General features: G+C 46.6%; 14 protein-coding genes. 10 read left to right on the forward strand and 4 right to left on the reverse strand.

The window, feature by feature from the left end; translation table 11 throughout:
* The first annotated feature begins 27 nt into the window (after positions 1-27).
* From LU361_RS01730 to LU361_RS01745, 4 genes are all read left to right on the forward strand, one after another.
* Positions 28-1,476 (forward strand): di-heme oxidoreductase family protein, encoded by a 1,449-nt coding sequence (locus tag LU361_RS01730; RefSeq protein WP_233086589.1) that lies wholly within the window; start codon positions 28-30, stop codon positions 1,474-1,476.
* Positions 1,477-1,533: 57 nt separating this feature from the next.
* Entirely contained in the window at positions 1,534-2,577 is a 1,044-nt protein-coding gene (locus LU361_RS01735) for an imelysin family protein (protein WP_233086590.1), read from the forward strand.
* Positions 2,578-2,670: 93 nt separating this feature from the next.
* A complete protein-coding gene (gene modA, locus LU361_RS01740) occupies positions 2,671-3,435 on the forward strand; it encodes a molybdate ABC transporter substrate-binding protein (RefSeq protein ID WP_233086591.1) in 765 nt (254 codons plus the stop codon).
* Between the two features lie 182 nt (positions 3,436-3,617).
* Positions 3,618-4,973 (forward strand): alginate export family protein, encoded by a 1,356-nt coding sequence (locus LU361_RS01745; protein WP_233086592.1) that lies wholly within the window; start codon positions 3,618-3,620, stop codon positions 4,971-4,973.
* Between the two features lie 80 nt (positions 4,974-5,053).
* On the opposite strand, the gene LU361_RS01750 is transcribed toward LU361_RS01745, so the two are convergent.
* The 4 genes from LU361_RS01750 to LU361_RS01765 all read right to left on the reverse strand — a co-directional run bounded on the left by LU361_RS01750 (position 5,054) and on the right by LU361_RS01765 (position 9,425).
* On the reverse strand, positions 5,054-6,247 hold the full coding sequence (locus LU361_RS01750) for a DUF1513 domain-containing protein (RefSeq protein ID WP_233086593.1): 1,194 nt from the start codon (positions 6,245-6,247) through the stop codon (positions 5,054-5,056).
* Positions 6,240-7,178, reverse strand: a complete 939-nt coding sequence (locus LU361_RS01755) for a sterol desaturase family protein (protein WP_233086594.1) — start codon at positions 7,176-7,178, stop codon at positions 6,240-6,242. The genes LU361_RS01750 and LU361_RS01755 overlap by 8 nt, the downstream gene beginning before the upstream one ends.
* A gap of 153 nt (positions 7,179-7,331) precedes the next feature.
* Positions 7,332-7,664, reverse strand: coding sequence for a Grx4 family monothiol glutaredoxin (gene grxD, locus LU361_RS01760; RefSeq protein WP_350337989.1), 333 nt, complete (start codon positions 7,662-7,664; stop codon positions 7,332-7,334).
* 231 nt (positions 7,665-7,895) lie between these two features.
* Positions 7,896-9,425, reverse strand: a complete 1,530-nt coding sequence (locus tag LU361_RS01765) for a hydantoinase B/oxoprolinase family protein (protein ID WP_233086595.1) — start codon at positions 9,423-9,425, stop codon at positions 7,896-7,898.
* A 379-nt stretch (positions 9,426-9,804) separates the two neighbouring features.
* Here LU361_RS01765 and LU361_RS01770 point away from each other — a divergent pair, with 379 nt between their 5' ends.
* The 6 genes from LU361_RS01770 to LU361_RS01795 all read left to right on the forward strand — a co-directional run bounded on the left by LU361_RS01770 (position 9,805) and on the right by LU361_RS01795 (position 19,913).
* The gene (locus LU361_RS01770; RefSeq protein WP_233086596.1) at positions 9,805-10,974 is read left to right on the forward strand and encodes an aspartate aminotransferase family protein; all 1,170 of its coding nucleotides are present in this window, start codon (positions 9,805-9,807) and stop codon (positions 10,972-10,974) included.
* Positions 10,975-11,214: 240 nt separating this feature from the next.
* Positions 11,215-12,120, forward strand: coding sequence for an ornithine carbamoyltransferase (gene argF / locus LU361_RS01775; protein ID WP_233086597.1), 906 nt, complete (start codon positions 11,215-11,217; stop codon positions 12,118-12,120).
* A gap of 36 nt (positions 12,121-12,156) precedes the next feature.
* Positions 12,157-13,245 carry an ABC transporter ATP-binding protein gene (locus tag LU361_RS01780; RefSeq protein ID WP_233086598.1) on the forward strand — a complete coding sequence of 363 codons (1,089 nt, stop codon included), beginning with the start codon at positions 12,157-12,159 and terminating at the stop codon, positions 13,243-13,245.
* Positions 13,246-13,460: 215 nt separating this feature from the next.
* A complete protein-coding gene (locus LU361_RS01785) occupies positions 13,461-15,596 on the forward strand; it encodes a TonB-dependent receptor plug domain-containing protein (RefSeq protein ID WP_233086599.1) in 2,136 nt (711 codons plus the stop codon).
* Positions 15,584-16,114, forward strand: coding sequence for a thioredoxin family protein (locus tag LU361_RS01790; protein WP_233086600.1), 531 nt, complete (start codon positions 15,584-15,586; stop codon positions 16,112-16,114). The genes LU361_RS01785 and LU361_RS01790 overlap by 13 nt, the downstream gene beginning before the upstream one ends.
* An 874-nt stretch (positions 16,115-16,988) precedes the next feature.
* Positions 16,989-19,913 (forward strand): ribonucleoside-diphosphate reductase subunit alpha, encoded by a 2,925-nt coding sequence (locus tag LU361_RS01795; RefSeq protein ID WP_233086601.1) that lies wholly within the window; start codon positions 16,989-16,991, stop codon positions 19,911-19,913.
* Positions 19,914-20,485: the final 572 nt, after the last annotated feature.

Below are 20,485 nucleotides of genomic sequence, written 5' to 3' on the forward strand. Positions count from 1 at the left end.
ATGATATCGAGCAAGATAAAGATGATTATGCAACGTTACCGATGTATTCCCGTCAAGATAATTACGTTGGCCGCAGCAACCGCGTTACTTTCAAGCTGCCAAAATCCGCAATCGGAAAACTCAAGTCAGAAACAATTCCCTGTTGTGGAAGAACACAACATTATTACTGTGCCCGCGCAGCTCGGGGGTAATAATTCCGTCGAAAACACCACCACCAATGCTTTCTCACTACCTTCATCGGCAATGCCACTGAGTAAGCGCTTGGATTTCAGTGTAGGAAACAGTTTTTTTCGAAATGCCTGGGTGACGGCACCGGCTTCCACCACCGCGAGAGACGGACTCGGTCCATTCTTTAACACCAATGCTTGCCAAAGCTGCCACATTAAAGATGGCCGCGGACATTTGCCTGCCAGTCCAAACGATAACAACGTTTCTATGTTGGTAAGACTGAGCGTTGGCGCCAGTGACGATCCAAGGTTTTCTGTTAAAAATCACCCCACCTACGGCGAACAACTGCAAGACGCAGCGATTCCAGGAATGGAACCTGAGGCGCTTTTGCACTTTGAATACGAAACCCACGTCGAATATTTATCCGACGGCACGGCCATCGAGTTGAGAAAGCCGATTCCGATCATCAAAACCACCGTTTACGAGCCTTTAGATGATCGCTTAGAAACCTCCGTGCGCTTAGCTCCTCCCATGATTGGTTTGGGTTACTTACAAGCGCTAACCAACGAACAAATACTTGCCAATGCCGACCCTGAAGATAAAGACAAAAATGGCATCAGCGGTAAGGCCAACCAAGTTTGGGACAAAGACCAGCAAGCATCTACGTTGGGTCGGTTCGGTTGGAAAGCTGGCCAGCCGAATTTAAAACAACAAAATGCCTCGGCGTTCTCTGGTGATATGGGACTTACTTCTAATCTTGTCACTCACGACGACTGCACCGCTGCACAAACCCATTGCAACAACGCAGTAAATGGCGGTTCACCCGAAGTCAGCGACAATATTCTCAATAAAGTTACCTTTTACACCGCCAACCTTGCCGTGCCTAAACGCAGAAATTCTCAAGCGAGCGACGTTATAAATGGCAACAAGCATTTCCAACAGATCGGCTGTGCCGAATGTCATCAGCCGAAATGGGAAGTCGGTGAAGTCACCGACATGCCTTGGTTATCCAACCAAACCATATTCCCTTTTACAGATTTACTGCTGCACGATATGGGTGAAGGTTTGGCGGATCATCGAACGGAGTTTTTAGCCAATGGTCGAGAATGGCGGACACCGCCGCTTTGGGGAATTGGCTTAACTGAAAACGTAAACTCAGAATTTGGCTTTCTACACGATGGCCGCGCCAGAACATTAACCGAAGCAATTTTATGGCATGGCGGTGAAGCACAATTCAGCAAACAACAATTTACAACAATGAGCGAACAACAGCGGTCTGAATTGATTGCGTTCTTAAAAAGCCTATAAATCGTGATTGGCTTTATACAAATGAATTTTTAGACTGATCTTGGTGGTACAAACTTGATGAAAAAAGTATTTTCAGGTTGTTTAGTGTTATTAACAATGAGTGCCTGTAGTCCAACTGATTCCGTTAACCCTGAACAACAACTGCTTCAAGAGGTGAGCGAAAACTTTGTCGAAAAGTACTACTCCGAACTCAACACTCGCACTCAAACTATGGCGGGCTACGATTTCAATTGCTCCGAAGGTTTAACAAGTATCGATCGTACCGAACTGCAAACACAGTGGCGCAACGCAATGGTCGCCTGGCAAGGTGCTAAAATCACTCGCTTTGGGCCACTGACTGAGCAACGCCTCGATTGGGAATTTCAATTTTGGCCAGATAAGAAAAACCTCGCTGCCTCAAAAATTAAACCCTTGCTAAAAGACAGTACAACCAAAGAGTCACTGCAAAAAGCAAGCGTAGTTACGCACGGTTTAAGTGCTATGGAATATCTTTTATTTGATACAACACACATAAAAGAAGATCGCCGAGTTAATCATTGTCAGCTAATAAAAACTGTGTCTGAAAATATCGCAGACAATGCCGCAAAGTTAGAAAAACAGTGGTTGCTGTTTAAACCTGAATTTACCGGCAACGGTCAAGCGCCGGATACTTGGAATGCGGATGAATATATTGGCAGTGTTATCGATAGCGTCTTAGTCACGCTCGAAGAAATAGCCAACAGAAAGATCAACGCTCCGGCGGGTTTAGAGCAAGGTAAAATCAACCCCTACTTTTTAGAATCTTGGCGAAGTCAGCACTCATTGGAAAACATCCAAGCAAATTTACAGGCGATTCAAAACTTATTGCTCGACAGCGGACTCAAACCGTATTTGGCCGACAAAGGATTGGAGAGCTTAATGGCTCCGGGGATAACGGCATTAGAAAAAGCTCTGGAAGTATCAAACAATTTAAACAAACCTTTGTTTGATTCTCTTGATTCTCAAACGGAGCAGTTAAAGGAGCTATCCCAACAAATTAATCTCGTGAAAGCCGATATCCGCGACAAATGGGTTCCTGCGTTGAAACTTCCCATTGGTTTTAACGACAACGACGGGGATTAATTTCAGCAAACAAAGCGCACGCTGTGAATGCGCTTTGTTTTGATTTTGTTATTTAAATAAATATGAATTAGTTATTTCTAAAATACTTTGTTTATGAAAAGAACGTTCTGCACGTTATGGTTTTTAATCGGCACTATTCTATTAACGCCATTGGCCACAACAAAAGCTAAGGCAGAAACCGCCAGAGTTGCGGTTGCAGCGAATTTCACTACTGCCGCAAAAAACCTAGTGCAAGCGTTCGAAAACACTACCGATCACAAAATTAAATTAAGCTTTGGCTCCACCGGAAAAATCTACGCTCAAATTTCACACGGAGCCCCGTTTGATGCATTTCTTTCCGCAGATTCGGCGCGTCCTGCACAATTAATTCAGCAAGGCTTGGCTGAACCTTCAACTCAATTTACCTACGCCAAAGGCAGGCTTGCCCTGTACAGTCGTGTTCTGCCTATCACTGACGTTGATATCTCTGAGTTACTTCAGGGTTCAGACATAGAAAAAATCGCCATCGCCAATCCTAAAACCGCACCTTACGGTGTAGCTACAATTGAAGTATTAAATGCTTACCAAGTGCACGATGCCTTAAAAAACAAAATCGTCATGGGAGACAGCATTTCACAGACGTTTCAATTTACCTATTCAAAAAATGTGAGTGTGGGCTTTGTATCGGCGTCGCAGCTGATCGGTCGAACACAAGGTTACTCACAATTATTACCGGTAAACACTTACCAACCCATTCACCAAGACGCAGTTTTACTGACGCGAAGTCAGAACAATCCCGCTGCGCTAGCATTCCTAGAATTTTTAAAATCAGACACAGCCAAACACCTTATAAGAAGATTTGGCTACACTATTGATTAATTATTGACTCGACTCACGTGTGGGCAGTAAAAAAACTATCACATTAAGTACATATTTTAGACATTAAACCTTAATAAAAGTGTAATGCTATTCCATCTGTGATTTAATGCGCGGCCATTGAAATCGCAAAAAATTTTAGCTTTTTTTGCTCTACCCACACTTCACTTTCTAGGTTTCTTTGTATGAAATTCAGACGTGGAATTGCCGCTCTAGCAATGATCGGTGCTACCTTTTCCTCCACATACACACACGCTAGCGAACGATTACTCAACGACGTTTTAAATAGCCCAGAATGGTTCAGTATTACTGGCGAATCGCGTATTCGATTCGAACATTTAGACGAGCAATATCGTGCGGGACTCGAAGGCAGCGACCAAGGTTTATACCTTCGCACCAACCTGCTTGCCGAAGCCAAGTTTGATAACTTTTCCCTGGTTGGAGAACTGCTCGATTCACGACAACTGTTTGATATTGCCGATGAAGGCTCACCTCTGAGCACGAGTACCGTCAACCCTCTCGATGTGTTGCAAGCCTACGTCGAGGTTCCAACCGATAACTTCCTTCCAGGTAAAGGCTCAGTGAAAGTTGGCCGCTTTACCATGAATATCGGTAGCCGTCGTTTTGTCTCTCGCAACGGCACAAGAAACACCATCAACAGCTACGCCGGTATCGATTGGCAGTGGAAAGATTCCAGCAACAATACTTGGCGCGCGTTCTACACCTCACCGGTACAACGACGAGTCGATGGCGATCCATTAGACAACGAAGCTAAAACCGACCAAATTCAGGAAGAAGTGGATTTTTGGGGATTGTATTTTTCACCCAACAGCGGCCGCTTAAACTCAGAATGGTACGTTTTCGGTTTGGATGAAGACGACGATGTAAACCAGCCAACCGCAAACCGAGAGCTGTACACCGTCGGCGGTAGAATTTGGAAAAAGCCGGCCCCTAATCAATGGGACTACCAAATAGAATCAGCCTACCAATGGGGCGATTCGAACGCTTCACGCTCTTCCGATGTCGAGTTGGATAATTCCGCGTACTTTATTCACACCGAAATCGGCTACAGCTTTGACCATCCAAAATCGCCGCAATTGATTTTTCAATACGATTACGTGAGCGGTGATAAAGACGCTGACGACAACGACACCGAAAGCTTTGATACGCTCTTTGGCTCACGTCGTTTCGACTTCGGACCTACTGCTACCTTCGGCCCATTTGTGCGAAATAACCTAAGCACTCCGGGCGTACGTTTTAAATGGAAGCCATCAGACAATACCCGCGCGCACATTTTATTGCGCGGCTTTTGGTTAGCCAGTGACGAAGACGGATTGCGAGCGGCAGGAATCAGCAACGCAGAAGGTGAATCTGAAAACTACATCGGTACACAGCTAGCGGTGCGCTGGCGCTGGAATGCGATTCCAAACCGTTTGAAGTTTGACGTTTCCGCCGCCTATCTTGATGCGGGCGACTTATTAGAAAATGCTGGTCAAAACGACGCAACGTTTGTTTACACCGCCGCGACGTTCGTATTCTAGAAAGACAATTTCTTTATTTTCGACAAGAAAATAAAGATCAGGATACACCGCTATGACCTCGGCCCTATGGTCGAGGTTTTTTATGCCCGCCAACCACGGTTTATACCTTTCGCACTTGGTGCATGTGCTTGGTTCATATGATTGTCCCAAAACGTATTTTTTACCAACATTCTTTTTTGCCGTTCTTCCGATAAGGTTTTAACAGCAAAATAACGCATCTCACCGTAATTATTGCTCACCAAAAATTGATTGGTTTCGGCATTAAACACGACACCAGCGCATTCCTTAAAAGGAACCGCCCGAAGAAACGCTCGGTTTTTGTAATTCCAAAACGTCAGTGTATCGCCTTTTGGACAAGTTACAGCAACAGTCCCAGACGTCGAATCCAAAGCAACACTGGCCGTGTAGTGATTCATCGCTAACAATTCCAAATCTGGGGCCAGTATCGATTTCATGTTCAAAGTATCATGAATGTTATGAACAGCAACCAGAGGCACTAAATCGTCAGAACCGCCTTGGTACTGCAATCCGGTAAAAACAGTATCATCCGCAGCAACATCGAGATGGCGAATACTCAACAACGAATTATCCAACCGTTGCTGTTCGATAATCTCGCCAGTTTGGGTATTCATGTAAGACAGGTTCGAATCTAACCTCGATAAATTCAGTATTTTCGAGCCAGATTCCGGGTGAGTTTTTAATCCACCGTTAGCGATAGCAATGGTGTTTTTATCGGACAACCATTGCAGCTGATGAGGGCCAATGCCTCCTGAAGAGTAGCGCGCAACTACCGTGTAGGAATCCGTCTCGCGAACACTGATTATCCCTTTACCATTTTTATAGTCATTTTCTGTTGTGAAAAGATACTTTCCATCTTGAGAAAAAATACCGTGACCGTAAAAGTGATAACCATTGCCCGAGTGAATATCAAAGACTTTTTGTCCTTTTTGATAATCGATGACATAGGCTTCATTACCGGGGCTTCTCGCAAAGGCAATCAATTCCGATCGAATCGGGTGTGTCATTAAATGATGACCACGATTGTTCAGTGGTACTCGAAACCTCAACAACCCTTCTTCATCAACCCCGGCCAAATAGTGTTTGCCACTGGCATCAGACGCAGCGCTGAAATACATCGTTGTAGGAAGGCGATCTTCATTCTTTAAAACAGCAGCACCACCGCCAATAAAACCTGCAACACCTAATGTGCCTGCAGCTTGAAGAAATCGTCGTCGATTTAAGTTCTTTGCATCCATATCTGTGGGTCTAACCATTTATTTTTCGAGAAGCATCGCGCATCGAAGGTGCGACACTGACATTGGTATTTGACGAGGTTTGTGTATCTAATCCAACACTCAGTTTTTTGACGCCAACTCCTGAAAACCAACTGTTTGCCATTCGATCCCAAACAGCCAAAACGGAACCGAAGTTTTTATCAAAATGGCGAGGATCAGTGGAATGGTGAATTTGATGTTGCACCGGACTGATAAACCAGCGCTCAAATCGGCCATACGATAAAGCAACCGGCGAATGTCGTAAGTTTGCACCTAAGACATTAAATAAAAAGACAAACACATTCACCCCAAGCACCGTAAAACCCGATAATTTTCCAGCAAACAAATACAAAAACACACCAACAACACCGCTAAAAACCGTTAAAGATCGAAAATAGTAAAGTGCCATTTCCACCGGGTGCATTCGATACAACGTAATGGGAGTAAGTTGTTCCGCGCTGTGATGCACTTTATGGCATTGCCAAAGCACTGGAATTTTATGCATCAACCAGTGCAGTAAAAATCGGCTAAAGTCGCCAACGATAAAAAACACCAGCGTGAAAACACCGACAACTATCGGCGTCGGTAAATCCATCTGTGGAGCAGTGCCAAACACACCCAATAACCACTGATGAACGAACACCGCGCCGCTGGCATAACTAAATGCGTAAGGAATAATAAAAACAGCGCGAATAACACTGTTTGTGAACAACCAGAAGCCATCTAATGCGCTGGAACGTGTTAACCACAAGTTAGAAGAAATCAGAGGCTTAACAGCAAGGCGGATATTTCGACCGTTGGTAACGTACAAAAATATCAACGCGATAAGAATGCTTGAAAGCGAATACAGCCAATAAATTCGGCTGCTGGGATTAAACAGAAGTTCAAAAGGCTGCGACAAGCCAGAGATTATCGCTTCGAGCATCCACATTTACGTTATCCGATATCTATCACAACACAGGGCACAACCGGATTTATCCGCTGGTTGCTAGATTACAAAACTGGGGAAAAGACGATAACAAAAGAAGAAAGGATTTAAAGTTAATCTCAGCGTGAAACTGAGACTAACTGACAATAAGGCTTCTTATTCAGAACCTTCCGCAGCAGGAGCAGCCGCTTCAACCATTGGTTTTAGCTCGCCATTCTGATGCATTTCAGTGATGATGTCACAACCACCAACTAACTCGCCGTTCACCCACAATTGTGGAAATGTTGGCCAATTTGCATAAGTAGGAAGATTGGTGCGAATCTCTGGGTTGCTCAAAATATCAACGTAGGCAAAACGTTGACCGCATTCCATTAACGCTTGAGAAGCGCGCATTGAAAAACCACACTGTGGCGCGCTTGGGGAACCCTTCATGTACAAAATGATTGGGTTTTCTTCGATCTGAGACTTAATGGTCTCTATAATATCCACGGTCACTACTCCTCTCTAGAGGTAAATATGGCTCGTTACTGTACTGACACAGAACTGAAACAAACATTCTACAATTCGTATAGATAACAGGCCAATGGTGAAATTCAGTTTAGCTTATTATAAATATCAATAAGCCAGAATAAAATCCGACAATTTTACTCAGAATTGCAGTTTATCGGAAACGATTTTGCGAAGCAAAAGAATCACTGGCCTAACCTGTTAACGAATTTCTTACGAATTTGGTTCACCCCAACCACCGCCGCCGGGCGTTTCGATTCGAACACGATCGCCAGCTTTCACTTGCAGGCTTACTTTTGGCGCTAATAATTCACCATTGAGCCGGTTGCAACCGACCTTGCCCGCACTGCCACCATTGAGCCCCCAGGGTTGGTGTTGTCTGCGTTCAGTCAGCAGAGTTACCTGGGTATCCGACAAAAATTCAAACTCCCGAACAATGCCATCACCACCGTAAAACAGCCCTTCTCCGCCAGAATGTTTACGAATCGAATATTCGGTAATCTGAATAGGAAAATGACTCTCTAGGCTCTCGATAGGCGTGTTAAGTGTATTGGTCATGTGAGTTTGCACACAACTCAAACCGCTGCCATTGACGCTCGCCCCCATGCCTCCGCCAATGGTTTCGTAGTAATCCCAAGGGTGTTGCGAATCGTGTGAACCCATGGCGATATTATTCATCGAACCGTGACTGGCACTGGCCGCAAGGGTGACATCGGCCTGGGATAACGCCCCCAAAACCGCATCTACCACACGGGTGGAAGTCTCAACGTTACCGGCAGCCACCGCCGCGGGGTAATTTGCGTTCAACAAGCAGCCATCGGGCGCAATGATATCGATAACACTAAATGCGCCCGCGCAGGCAGGCGTATAATCCGGCAACAAACAGCGAAACGCATAGAACACACCAGCCGCCGTGACCGATAACGGACAATTCACATTGCCGGCAACCTGGGCGCTGGTTCCGGTAAAATCGGCAACGATGCCGTGTTTCGAGACCCGCAATTTACAGCGAATGGTAATTGGATCAGAGGTAATACCATCTCCGTCCATGACATCGGAAAACTCATACTCTCCCGGCGTAATTCGGCTCAATTCTGCTTGCGCCAATCGGCGACCGTAGGCATTTAGATCGTTTAGCTGAGCCAGATAACTTTCAACACCCGTTCTTGTCACCAACTCCGTCAACCGTGTTACGCCAGATTTGTTAGCGCCAACTTGAGCGAGATAATCACCTTTCGCTTCAAAACTGTGAGCCAGCTTTTCTAATAAAGACTCGTCTAGAACCGACTGATCAATAATCTTGGTGGGAGAAATAACGATTCCCTCTTCCTCTAAAGACGAGGAAATCGGCATGGAACCGGGTGAATCTGAACCGATATTCACGTGGTGTGCTCGGTTGGCGACAAAACCAATCAACGCGCCGTCATAAAACACAGGGGCAATGAGAGTAACGTCGGGTAAGTGAGTGCCGCCTAAAAAGGGATCATTGACGATAACCATGTCGCCGTCGTGCCAATCGAAGCGCTCAATAATGCCCGACATGGCATAAGCCATACTGCCTAAATGCACCGGAATATGCGCGGCCTGGGCGCATAGGTTGCCTTTGCTGTCGAAGATTGCGCAGGAGTAATCAAGGCGATCTTTAATGTTGGGTGAAAATGCCGCACGTTTGAGAACCGCCCCCATTTCGTCACATACGGCGGAAATTCGGCTGGAAAAAATCGCTAGGTCGATACTGCTCACACACGTTCCTCAGTGTCATACAACGAAAATAATTCGGCATTAGCCTTGTGCCCCTTTTATAACGGCAGACCTAAAGGCACTCAAGTGCCTGGCTGCAAATTTCACATGAAGTTTATACACGTGACATTTAAGACAACAACGCAGAAGAGCCGCCCCAATCAGAGACAGTTTTCTGGATTCTTCTAGGCGAGAACGGACTAAGACATCTCAAAATCAATGCCATTTGCGTGTTATACCATCGTCATGCTTTGCCATGAACGATGAATGAGATACCATCGCTCCTTTTTCGCGAATTCTCGTGCAAAAAACTGGGTTATTGGTCAACTACTGAGGATCAATACGATTAATTGGAGCCAACCTTACTGAGGTTTAAAACGCCATGGATCAAAGCGCATTAATGAATACCTACGGCCCAAGAGCAGTCAAGCTAGTAAAAGGCGACGGCTGCTACCTTTGGGACGATCAAGGTAAACGCTATTTAGACGCGCTCAGTGGCATAGCCGTTTGTGGATTAGGACATAATCACTCGGACGTCACTGCAGCGATTACTGAACAAGCAAATACTTTGCTTCACACATCAAATTTATTCGGTATTGAATCTCAGGAACGGCTTGGCCAACGTTTGCGCGAAATTTCTGGAATGGACAAAGTGTTCTTTTCCAACTCAGGTGCGGAAGCGAATGAAGCGGCCATCAAAATCGCCCGAAAATACGGCCACTCCAAAGGTATTGATGACCCAACCATCATAACGATGTCGGGAAGCTTTCACGGCCGCACAATGGCGACCTTGACGGCAACGGGCAACACCAAAGTAAAACAAGGCTTTGCGCCCTACTTGTCGGGATTTGTGCACGCCCCGTACAACGATGTTGAAGCGGTCGAAAAGCTGGTGGCGAGCAATGCAAATGTGGTGGCCATCCTGGTCGAACCAATCCAAGGCGAAGGCGGTATTAATATTCCCGCCAACGATTATCTCAGCCGCCTTAGAACATTGTGCGACCAAAATGGCCTATTGTTAATTCTAGACGAAATTCAGACAGGCAACGGCCGAACTGGAAAATACTTTGCGTATCAGTGGGACAATTTTCTACCCGATGTCGTCACTACCGCGAAAGGCTTAGGCAATGGCTTGCCAATTGGCGCTTGCCTAGCACGAGCCGAAGCCGCAGAAGTTCTACAACCGGGCAACCACGGATCAACCTTTGGCGGCAACCCATTCTGTACTCAAGTTGCCGATACCATTGTGAAATCCCTGACCGAAAACGGCCTTCTCGACAACGTCATTGCGTTGGGCAACCACTTTAAAACACGATTGGAAGACGCATTTCGCAACTCTGACAAAGTCAAAGAAATACGCGTAAAAGGACTGCTCGTTGGAATCGAACTTTCAGGTGCTTCTGCCGAAGTCGTTCCAAAGGCCCTTGAAAAAGGCTTAATTGTTAATGCAACCGCAGGAAATGTTGTTCGTTTGCTGCCGCCGTTAGTTATGAGCCAAGAGCAAGCTGATTTCACCATTGATACGTTGATTGAAATCATCAACGCGATGTAAGCACGATCAGTATTTAATAAAGAACAAAAGGATTCACAATACTTAGACACACATTTCTACCTAATTGTCAGGACATTCGACCAGTCTACCTCTTTGGTTGAAACCTCTTTCACCGGGCGAACTGCCCGGTGTCATCCGCTTCAGTCGACACTGCCTACCCGTGCAGTCATTGTGAAGCCTGCGTCAGGTGGAAAAAAGCCTAAGTTACTGTCCTTACTAGGCAACACCTGGGAATTAACTATGAAACACTTCCTAACCCTACTCGATCTGACCAGCGATGAATTAAATGCAATCCTTGATCGAGCGATTGAACTTAAAAACGAGTTAAAGCAACAAGGCCACAACAAAAAATCCATGGACGGCAAAGTTCTGGGCATGATTTTTGAAAAATCATCCACACGTACACGCGTCTCTTTTGAAGCTGGAACCGCTCAACTGGGCGGTCACGCAATTTTTCTATCGCCAAACGACACCCAAATGGGTCGCGGCGAACCCGTAGAAGATACCGCGCGCGTGATCTCCAGCATGGTCGACATTATTATGATTCGAACTTTCAACCATCTAATGTTGGAAGCCTTCGCGAAAAACTCCAGCGTGCCCGTTATCAACGCATTGACCGACGATTTCCACCCGTGTCAGTTGCTAGCCGACATGCAAACCTTTAGAGAGCATCGCGGCGACATTCAAGGCAAAACCGTCACCTGGGTGGGCGATGGCAATAACATGTGTCAGTCTTACATCAATGCCGCCAAACAATGGGACTTCAAGCTCAAGATAGCCTGCCCCGAAGGTTACGAACCCACTCGATCCCTGCTCGTTGACAACAGTGATCGGGTCGAAATCTACACCGATCCGGTAGAAGCCGTGTCTGGCTCATCGCTTGTGGTTACCGACACTTGGGCATCCATGGGCCAAGAGAGCGAAAAACGCGAACGTCAAAAAACCTTCGCCAACTACATGGTGACCGAAGAACTGATGGTTCAAGCCGAACCCGATGCGCTATTCATGCATTGTTTGCCTGCTTATCGCGGTTACGAAATCAGCGAAACCATGCTCGATGCGAAAAGCTCGGTGGTTTGGGACGAAGCAGAAAACCGTCTCCACGCTCAAAAAGCGTTGATGGAATTCTTACTCGCCCAGCAATAGTTTAGGAAAGCACCAGAAACCAAAGGAAAACGTTGTATGAGTTGCTTGAAACTGAATAACTTGGCGTGTGGCTACCCTCAGCACGGCACAAAAAACTCCGAGTTACTGGTTGTTAATCAACTCAATTTAACGTTAAACGACGGCGAAATTGCCTGCCTGCTCGGCCCCAGTGGCTGTGGTAAAACCACCGTGCTCAGAGCGATTGCGGGATTTCACGGACTCAATGCGGGAGAAATCTGGCTCTCAGACCATAAACTTGCTGATGTAAATTCAGCCGTTCCACCCGAGCGCCGCAGAATCGGCATGGTTTTTCAGGACTATGCCCTATTCCCGCATTTATCCGTAAAAGACAATGTCACCTTTGGTTTGCACAAACTGAGCAAATCTGAGCAAAACAGCATTTGCCACGAAATGCTGTCGCTGGTGAAACTTGAACATTTAGGGGATCGATTTCCTCACGAGCTTTCCGGCGGCCAACAACAGCGAGTAGCGCTTGCCAGAGCCCTTGCCGCCAAGCCATCGCTGTTACTGCTCGACGAACCCTTCTCCAATCTCGATGTCGATTTGCGCAGAACTCTCGCCTTAGAAGTTCGCAATATTTTAAAACAGCAAAACATCACCGCGATTATGGTCACCCACGACCAAGAAGAAGCCTTCGCCTTTGCCGATGTCATCGGTGTGATGAACGACGGTAAACTTCACCAGTGGGATACGCCCTACAATTTGTATCATCAACCCAACAGCCGATTTGTCGCCAGCTTTATTGGCCAAGGCGTGTTTCTGTCCGGTCGAATCAACAAGCAACACATTGAGACCGAGCTGGGCCATGTTGCGTGTGATGTATCCAACAGCGTTTCTGAAAATCCAGTTTCTGAAAATACAGAAACACATGTCGATGTTTTGGTACGCCCAGACGACATCATTCACGACCAAAGCAGTACCGTCACCGGAGAAGTGTGCGGAAAAATCTTTGCCGGCACCTCAACGCTGTACACCTTAAAACTGCCTTCCGGCACAGAATTACTCGCCAATTTTCCAAGCCATCTTGATTATTCCCTCGGCCAAGAAATTCCTTTGTCGGCAAACTTTCAGCACCTGATCAGCTACGCAAAAGAAACCGCCTAAATCTCTGCGCGCCATATCACGGTTTCAAAGCGCGCTTCCCCCGACTGAAGTTGCTCTCGCCAAAAACACTGCCGCCACGCTTGTCATTCATTACACATCTTATTTATCCATTTACGTACAATTACACCAATGCGATTGTTAATGATAATCACTATCATTATTATATTGGATAATTCTAAACTGAAACTTGCGACACCTTTCTGGAGGCACCCGAATTGCGCCGTCTTCTGCTCCTGCCCTACACCAGCTGTTTTATTTCCCTCACCGCACTCTTTCCTATATCAGCAACCGCTGATTCTAACGCCTCCACTAAAACACCGATTGAAGAAGTCGAAGTGATTGGCGTAAAACAGCGTTTAGAGCAAGCCGGTGCACTTCTCGATACCATTCAAAAAACCGAAGTGATCGGCGCCGATTCGATAGAAGCAAAACACGCGGCCAACTTAAGTGAGGCAATCGCTGAATCGCCCGGAGTTAGAGTCGCCAACGAGTGCTCCATTTGCGGCGTTAAGCGCATTATGCTCAACGGCCTAAAAGGCGAACACACCACTATTTTGACCGACGGCCTGCCCGTTCATACGCTTATTTCCGGTTACTACGCCGTCGACGCCGTTGCCACAACCGGGGTTGAACGCATCGAAGTGGCCCGTGGCGCCGGTGCCTCACTGACAACACCAGAAGCAATGGGCGGCACCGTCAATATCGTGACCAAAGAAGAATTTGAAAACTCCGGTGCGGTGGATGTTTCCGCCGGTGAAAACGGTTTTCGACAAATTGGTTTGTTGGCAACAGCCATCAGTGACGATCAAAAATCGCGAGTGACCTTAATTGGCCAGTTCGACACACGCGATCAATTCGACGGCGATAACAACGGGGTGAGTGAAAACCCTTTCCAAGAAAACCGCAGCTTTACCGTTAGACTCAGCCACGATCTAAGTTATCGAGACAATATCGTTGTACGCTACAGCAACGTCTACTCAGAATTATTTGGCGGCCCGGTTTTAGGCAAGAACGTGGGCAGTATCGGCCAAGCATTAGCCAGTTTCGCCAATGGCACCTCCCAGCAATTGTTCGTCAATAACGACGTCAACGAGCAGTTTATCGGACAACCCTACGAAACCGCCGAATGGGTTGAGACTCGCCGCGAAGAATTTTCCGTGCAGTGGTTACGAGAACTGAACGACTCATGGAATTTGCGATTGTCCGCCAGTTATTCCGAGCACGAACAAGATTCCTTCTACGAAGGTTTTGATTATTTCGGCGACGACGAACTGCAATTTTACGACGCGCGCCTAAATTACCTTGCCAGCGCGACGCATCAGTTTACGTTCGGTATCGACAGCAAAACAGACACACTGGAATCATCATCCATTGCCGGACAAGCGAGTCCAGATTACGTCGCCGACAGTTTCGACTACCAAACCCAAGGTTTGTATTTTCAAGACACCTGGACGCCAACAGATGCCATCGAATTGGCTTTCGCCATTCGTTTAGACAAAGTTGAGGCTGACTTTACCGATCCCGCACAACCAGGCACTGAAATTGACGAAACCATTGTCAGCCCACGCTTGGACGGCAGAATCTTTCACAATGAAAAATGGACCAGCCGACTTTCTGCCGGTAGAGGTTATCGTGCGCCTTTATCATTTTTCGAAACCGATCACGGTATTCTCGACGGCGACGCGGGTTTTGCCATCGATGTCGACAAACTGGAACGCTCCATTGCCGGCTCTTACGCATTGTCTTACGAGGGCGAAAAATTCGTTTCTACCGTATCACTTGCTTGGACCGAAGTTGAAAACCTGGCAGGTTTGAGTGAAACCGACAACGGCATTCCACTGCTAACGCAAATTGACGACAAGGGCGCCGTCACTTCCGCCGACATTGCGCTCAGTTATCCTCTGGCGGATAACTTCACGATTAATTTCATCATTGAAAGCTACAACTACGATGACAACTTCAAAGAAAGCTACACGATTGCTCCTATTGAAGAGCGCATAAACTTTGGCTTTGATTACGACTTTAGCGGTTGGGACTTGGTTGTTAACGCCAGCTGGGTTGGCAGTAGAGATCTCACCGATTACGGCTACGAAGGCACCGATGTTGCCGGCAGCGGCATCAACAAACCCACCAATGCCCCAAGCTATTGGACAATGGATTTTCGGATCGCAAAAAGTTTGAGTTCGAGCCTTAACTTTTACGCAGGCGCCAATAATTTGTTCGATTACAACCAAGCCGCAGATGAGTCATCACCGTTATTTTTTGATTCCGAAGGCAGTTACGACGTAACGTATATTTACGGGCCACTGCGAGGTCGCGAGCTGTACGCGGGGTTAAAATGGTCGTTTTAACTCAAGCTCAGTGGCGTTTGGCAATTAAACCCGTACTCACGGTTCTGGCGGCACTCTTACTAACTGTGTTCTCAACCATTGCCGCCAGTCAAACGCCTTTATTGGGGTATACGTTGAGAGATTTAAACTCGGCTAAAAACAGCGTTGATCTCAAACAGTTTGAAGGAACACCCGTGATGTTTGTGTTTTTCGAACCCGATTGCCCTTGGTGTTTTAAACAAGTGAAAGCCACCAATCAGGTCTGGCCAGATTGCCCAGAATCATTTCAACCCATTGCCGTCGGTGTTCACGGCAATCGCTCACAGTTGAAAAAAGAAGCCCATCGGCTACGAGCCCAATTCCCTACTCTGCAAGCCAGCCCAGAACTGATCAACGATATCGGCGAAATACCCGGCACACCGTTGATCATTTTCAGCGACAACAGCGGAAATTACACAGCGCATTATCGCGGCTTTCACAATCGAGAACGCTTAGTTCAGTTGCTCTCAGATGAGGGCATCGCCTGCACTGAAGAATAAACACATGGGGCTTTTTTGCGCGCGCTGTGCATTCAAAATGTTTTATAATGCACAGGCGTTTATTTGAATGACAGGGTCTGTAAATGTGAGCTTGATCTTGGAAATTATAATTTTAAGACTCAGAATTCAGCCGCTGTAATAAGATACTTTTAATAGTGTAAAAAAATATAAAATTGCCAAATATCGTCGAAAAAGAATATGCCCAAACCACTCATGGCGAATCTAGTTAGTGTTTACCAACATAACACCTTATCCACAGGTTAATCACATAAAATCACCAACCAACCCAACTTGCAGAAACCCCAAAACCGCATTATCTTGTATAAGAGCGTACGCAAGAACCCAATATATTGGGTTTCCCCATAACCCCAGTAGGGTTACACAACCTGGCGCGAAAATCGCTAGTTCTACGCTAAACATTTAAAACACGTCAAGAAATTTACAGCAATCATTCGCAACCGAGCAAATTCTTGGCGCACTATGAACCAATCGCCAAATTAATGTATGCCTGAGAACAATAGACTTTAATCACCACTGGGTATTAAGAGTTAAAGACATTGGTTCATAACTGACCTGTCTGGTATGAAAACAGGTCGCCAAACAACAAAGCTATTTGCGCGATCATAGAATTGCCGATCGGATGAGATGAGCAGCAGTAACACAACGCACAACCATAAAACTCCAAGCACTCGGTTGCCTCAGTGGCATCGTCCGAGCGCTGTTGATCAGTCGTGTTCACGCTTCTATCAAATAGGTCTAGCCAAGCAGGTCTAGCGCAACTTTACACAGCATTACTAAACGTTCGATTTCACTCTAAACATTGAGTGATTGGTACTTATTGATTAACACATAAACACAGTCCACGGAGACATGCATGCAAACCGAGACGCAAGTCGGCACCGAAAGCTCAGCACCAACTACCGGAGCAGTCACTTCTCGCGAAAGTCATATTTCAGCAACCGCCCCAGGCCAAATGCGCGTTATTAAGCGCAATGGCACTGTCGTTCCATTCGACGACAGCAAAATATCTGTGGCCATGACCAAAGCGTTTCTCGCAGTAGAAGGTGGCACCGCAGCAGCTTCTTCTCGAATTCGCGAGACAGTCAATTCGTTGACGTCACAAATCTCGGCAACCTTTAACCGACGCATGCCCTCCGGTGGCACCATCCACATTGAAGACATTCAAGATCAGGTGGAATTAGTCTTGATGCGCTCCGGTGAACACAAAGTCGCGCGCGACTACGTTCTCTACCGTGAAGAGCACGCCCGCATTCGCGCCGCCAAATCCACCACAACCACCGAGCCGCAACCGGATTCGGAATACGGCACCATTATGGTGTTGATGCCCGATGGCAGCCAACAAGCGTTGAACATGGTGCGCGTACGCACACTAATAGAAGAAGCGTGTGAAGGTCTTGCCGAAGTTGATCCCGAAGAAATTCTTCAAGGTGCCATGCGCAACCTCTACAGCGGCGTATCGTTGGATGACGTAAATACCTCTTTGGTGATTACCGCGCGCACCTTGGTTGAGAACGAACCCAACTACACCTACGTAACGTCTCGACTATTGCTCGACAAACTGCGCGCAGAAGCGCTGTCGTTCTTGAACGTAACCGAGCAAGCCACTCACCACGAAATGGCTGAGCTGTACCCGCAAGCTCTTGCTGCCTACATCAACAAAGGCGTAGAGCTCGAATTACTCGATCCGAAACTACTCGAATTCGACTTGGAAAAGTTGGGTAACGCACTGGATCACAACCGTGACGACCAATTTACTTATCTCGGTTTGCAAACTCTGTACGATCGCTACTTCATTCACTGCGATGGCGTTCGCTTCGAGTTGCCGCAAGTATTCTTTATGCGCGTTGCGATGGGTCTTGCCATCGAAGAAGACGACATTAACGCGCGCGCCATTGAGTTCTATAAGCTAATCAGCTCATTTGATTACATGAGTTCAACACCAACTTTGTTTAACTCAGGCACCTTGCGCCCGCAGTTATCCTCTTGTTACCTAACCACCGTACCGGATGATCTGCACGGTATTTACGGCGCCATTCGCGACAACGCCATGCTTTCTAAATTTGCCGGTGGCCTGGGCAATGACTGGACGCCAGTTCGTTCATTGGGTGCATACATCAAAGGCACCAACGGTAAATCGCAAGGCGTTGTACCGTTCCTAAAAGTGGCCAACGATACCGCCGTTGCTGTCAACCAAGGCGGCAAGCGTAAAGGCGCCGTGTGTGCTTACCTAGAAACCTGGCACCTAGACGTTGAAGAATTCCTAGAGCTGCGCAAAAACACTGGTGACGACCGCCGTCGTACCCACGACATGAACACCGCCAACTGGGTACCAGATTTGTTCATGAAGCGCGTGTTCGAAGACAAAGAATGGACCTTGTTCTCACCGCACGATGTGCCTGATTTGCACGACCTTTACGGCGAAGCGTTCGAAGCTCGATACAATGAGTACGAAGCCAAAGCACAAACCGGTGAAATCAAACTGGCGAAAACCGTTCGCGCATTGGATTTATGGCGCAAAATGCTCGGTATGTTGTTTGAAACAGGCCACCCTTGGATCACCTTTAAAGACCCTTGTAACCTGCGCAGCCCGCAGCAGCACGTTGGCGTCGTTCACTCGTCCAACTTGTGTACTGAAATCACCCTAAACACCACCGCCGATGACGAAATTGCAGTGTGTAACCTGGGCTCAGTTAACCTTGCTCAACACATCGTTGATGGCAAGCTCGATACCGACAAGCTAAAAGCCACCATCAAAACTGCGGTTCGCATGCTCGACAACGTGATCGACATTAACTACTACTCTGTCGATACCGCGAAAAACAGTAACGCCAAACACCGCCCGGTAGGTATGGGTGTGATGGGCTTCCAAGACGCGCTTTACAAAATGCGTTTGTCTTACGCCTCTGACGAAGCGGTTCAGTTTGCCGACAACAGCATGGAAGCCATCAGCTACTACGCCATTGAAGCCTCCAGCAAATTGGCGGAAGAACGCGGCGCTTACTCAACCTTTGACGGATCTTTATGGAGCCAAGGTATTTTACCGATTGATTCCATCCAAAAATTAATCAAAGCGCGTGGCGAAAAATTCATTGAAGTTGACACCAGCTCAACGCTCGATTGGGACAGCTTACGCGAGACCGTTAAAACCAAAGGGATGCGTAACTCCAACGTCATGGCTATTGCACCGACGGCAACCATTGCCAACATCACTGGCGTGTCGCAATCCATTGAGCCGACCTATCAAAACTTGTACGTGAAATCGAACCTTTCCGGTGAATTCACCGTGGTTAACCCTTACCTCGTTCGCGACCTAAAAGAACGCGACCTGTGGGATACCGTGATGGTAAACGACCTGAAATACTACGAAGGTTCCGTACAGGCCATTGACCGCGTACCAGAAGATTTAAAAGCGTTGTATCGCAATGCCTTTGAAGTAGAGCCGCGTTGGTTAGTGGATTCCGCCAGCCGTCGCCAAAAGTGGATTGACCAAGCCCAAAGCTTGAACCTATACATTTCTGGTGCGAGCGGTAAAAAACTCGACATCACTTATCGTATGGCTTGGTTCCGTGGCTTAAAAACCACCTACTACTTGCGCGCACTCGCTGCAACCACCACAGAAAAATCCACCGTTAATACCGGCAACCTAAACGCGGTATCTTCCGGCGGATCAGAAACACCAAGTGCCGCAGCACCAGCACAAGAAGCCGCCGAGCCACAAGCTGCCGAAGTACCCAAAGCGTGCTCATTGGATGATCCAGATTGCGAAGCTTGCCAATAAATAATTATTGAATAGTAGAAAATAAAAAAACCGGCCTAGTGCCGGTTTTTTTAATATTTGTATTAACTTTTTTAAGAATAATTATTAATGTCGTCAAAATTATTTCGAATACTAATCAAATGAACACTAACTAAAAATCTCTATTTTTTCACCATATTGTATATCTCCACAGAAAGAGCAAATTAAAAGCGACCATTAATATCCTACAATACCTATGTAAATACACTAATAGAGCGTAAAATTAACAATTTCTGGCAATTGTGTTTTCGTGAAAATAAACGTCATCGGAATAGAATTCAGAAATAGCATTATCGTCTAATTCTCTGAAACGCTGGCGGAAAAGATTATTCAAAATTGCTAGTATTACCCTGCAAAGATAAGAAACCGTTAGATTTTAAGCCCTAATCAATAAACTAAACAAAAGGTTGTTACAGAGTTTTGTAACCACACTGAAGGACCGTTTCGTAGAAGCCCGACATAACTTGGTTTACTACCTCTTTTCAAACCCTCAACTTCATTTCTCATATCAAACCTATCATACAAAGAAGCTTGTTCAAGAACACGACTTCTTG

Source organism: Sessilibacter corallicola (assembly GCF_021290925.1).
Taxonomy (GTDB): Bacteria; Pseudomonadota; Gammaproteobacteria; order Pseudomonadales; family Cellvibrionaceae; genus Sessilibacter; species Sessilibacter corallicola.

Bases quoted from the DNA above. Each gene is read 5' to 3' on its own strand.
- LU361_RS01745 (WP_233086592.1), top strand. From the start codon at position 3,618: ATGAAATTCAGACGTGGAATTGCCGCTCTAGCAATGATCGGTGCTACC.
- argF (WP_233086597.1), top strand. From the start codon at position 11,215: ATGAAACACTTCCTAACCCTACTCGATCTGACCAGCGATGAATTAAAT.
- LU361_RS01790 (WP_233086600.1), top strand. From the start codon at position 15,584: ATGGTCGTTTTAACTCAAGCTCAGTGGCGTTTGGCAATTAAACCCGTA.
- LU361_RS01735 (WP_233086590.1), top strand. From the start codon at position 1,534: ATGAAAAAAGTATTTTCAGGTTGTTTAGTGTTATTAACAATGAGTGCC.
- LU361_RS01780 (WP_233086598.1), top strand. From the start codon at position 12,157: ATGAGTTGCTTGAAACTGAATAACTTGGCGTGTGGCTACCCTCAGCAC.
- modA (WP_233086591.1), top strand. From the start codon at position 2,671: ATGAAAAGAACGTTCTGCACGTTATGGTTTTTAATCGGCACTATTCTA.
- LU361_RS01755 (WP_233086594.1), bottom strand. From the start codon at position 7,178: ATGTGGATGCTCGAAGCGATAATCTCTGGCTTGTCGCAGCCTTTTGAA.
- LU361_RS01730 (WP_233086589.1), top strand. From the start codon at position 28: ATGCAACGTTACCGATGTATTCCCGTCAAGATAATTACGTTGGCCGCA.
- LU361_RS01770 (WP_233086596.1), top strand. From the start codon at position 9,805: ATGGATCAAAGCGCATTAATGAATACCTACGGCCCAAGAGCAGTCAAG.
- LU361_RS01795 (WP_233086601.1), top strand. From the start codon at position 16,989: ATGCAAACCGAGACGCAAGTCGGCACCGAAAGCTCAGCACCAACTACC.
- LU361_RS01750 (WP_233086593.1), bottom strand. From the start codon at position 6,247: ATGGTTAGACCCACAGATATGGATGCAAAGAACTTAAATCGACGACGA.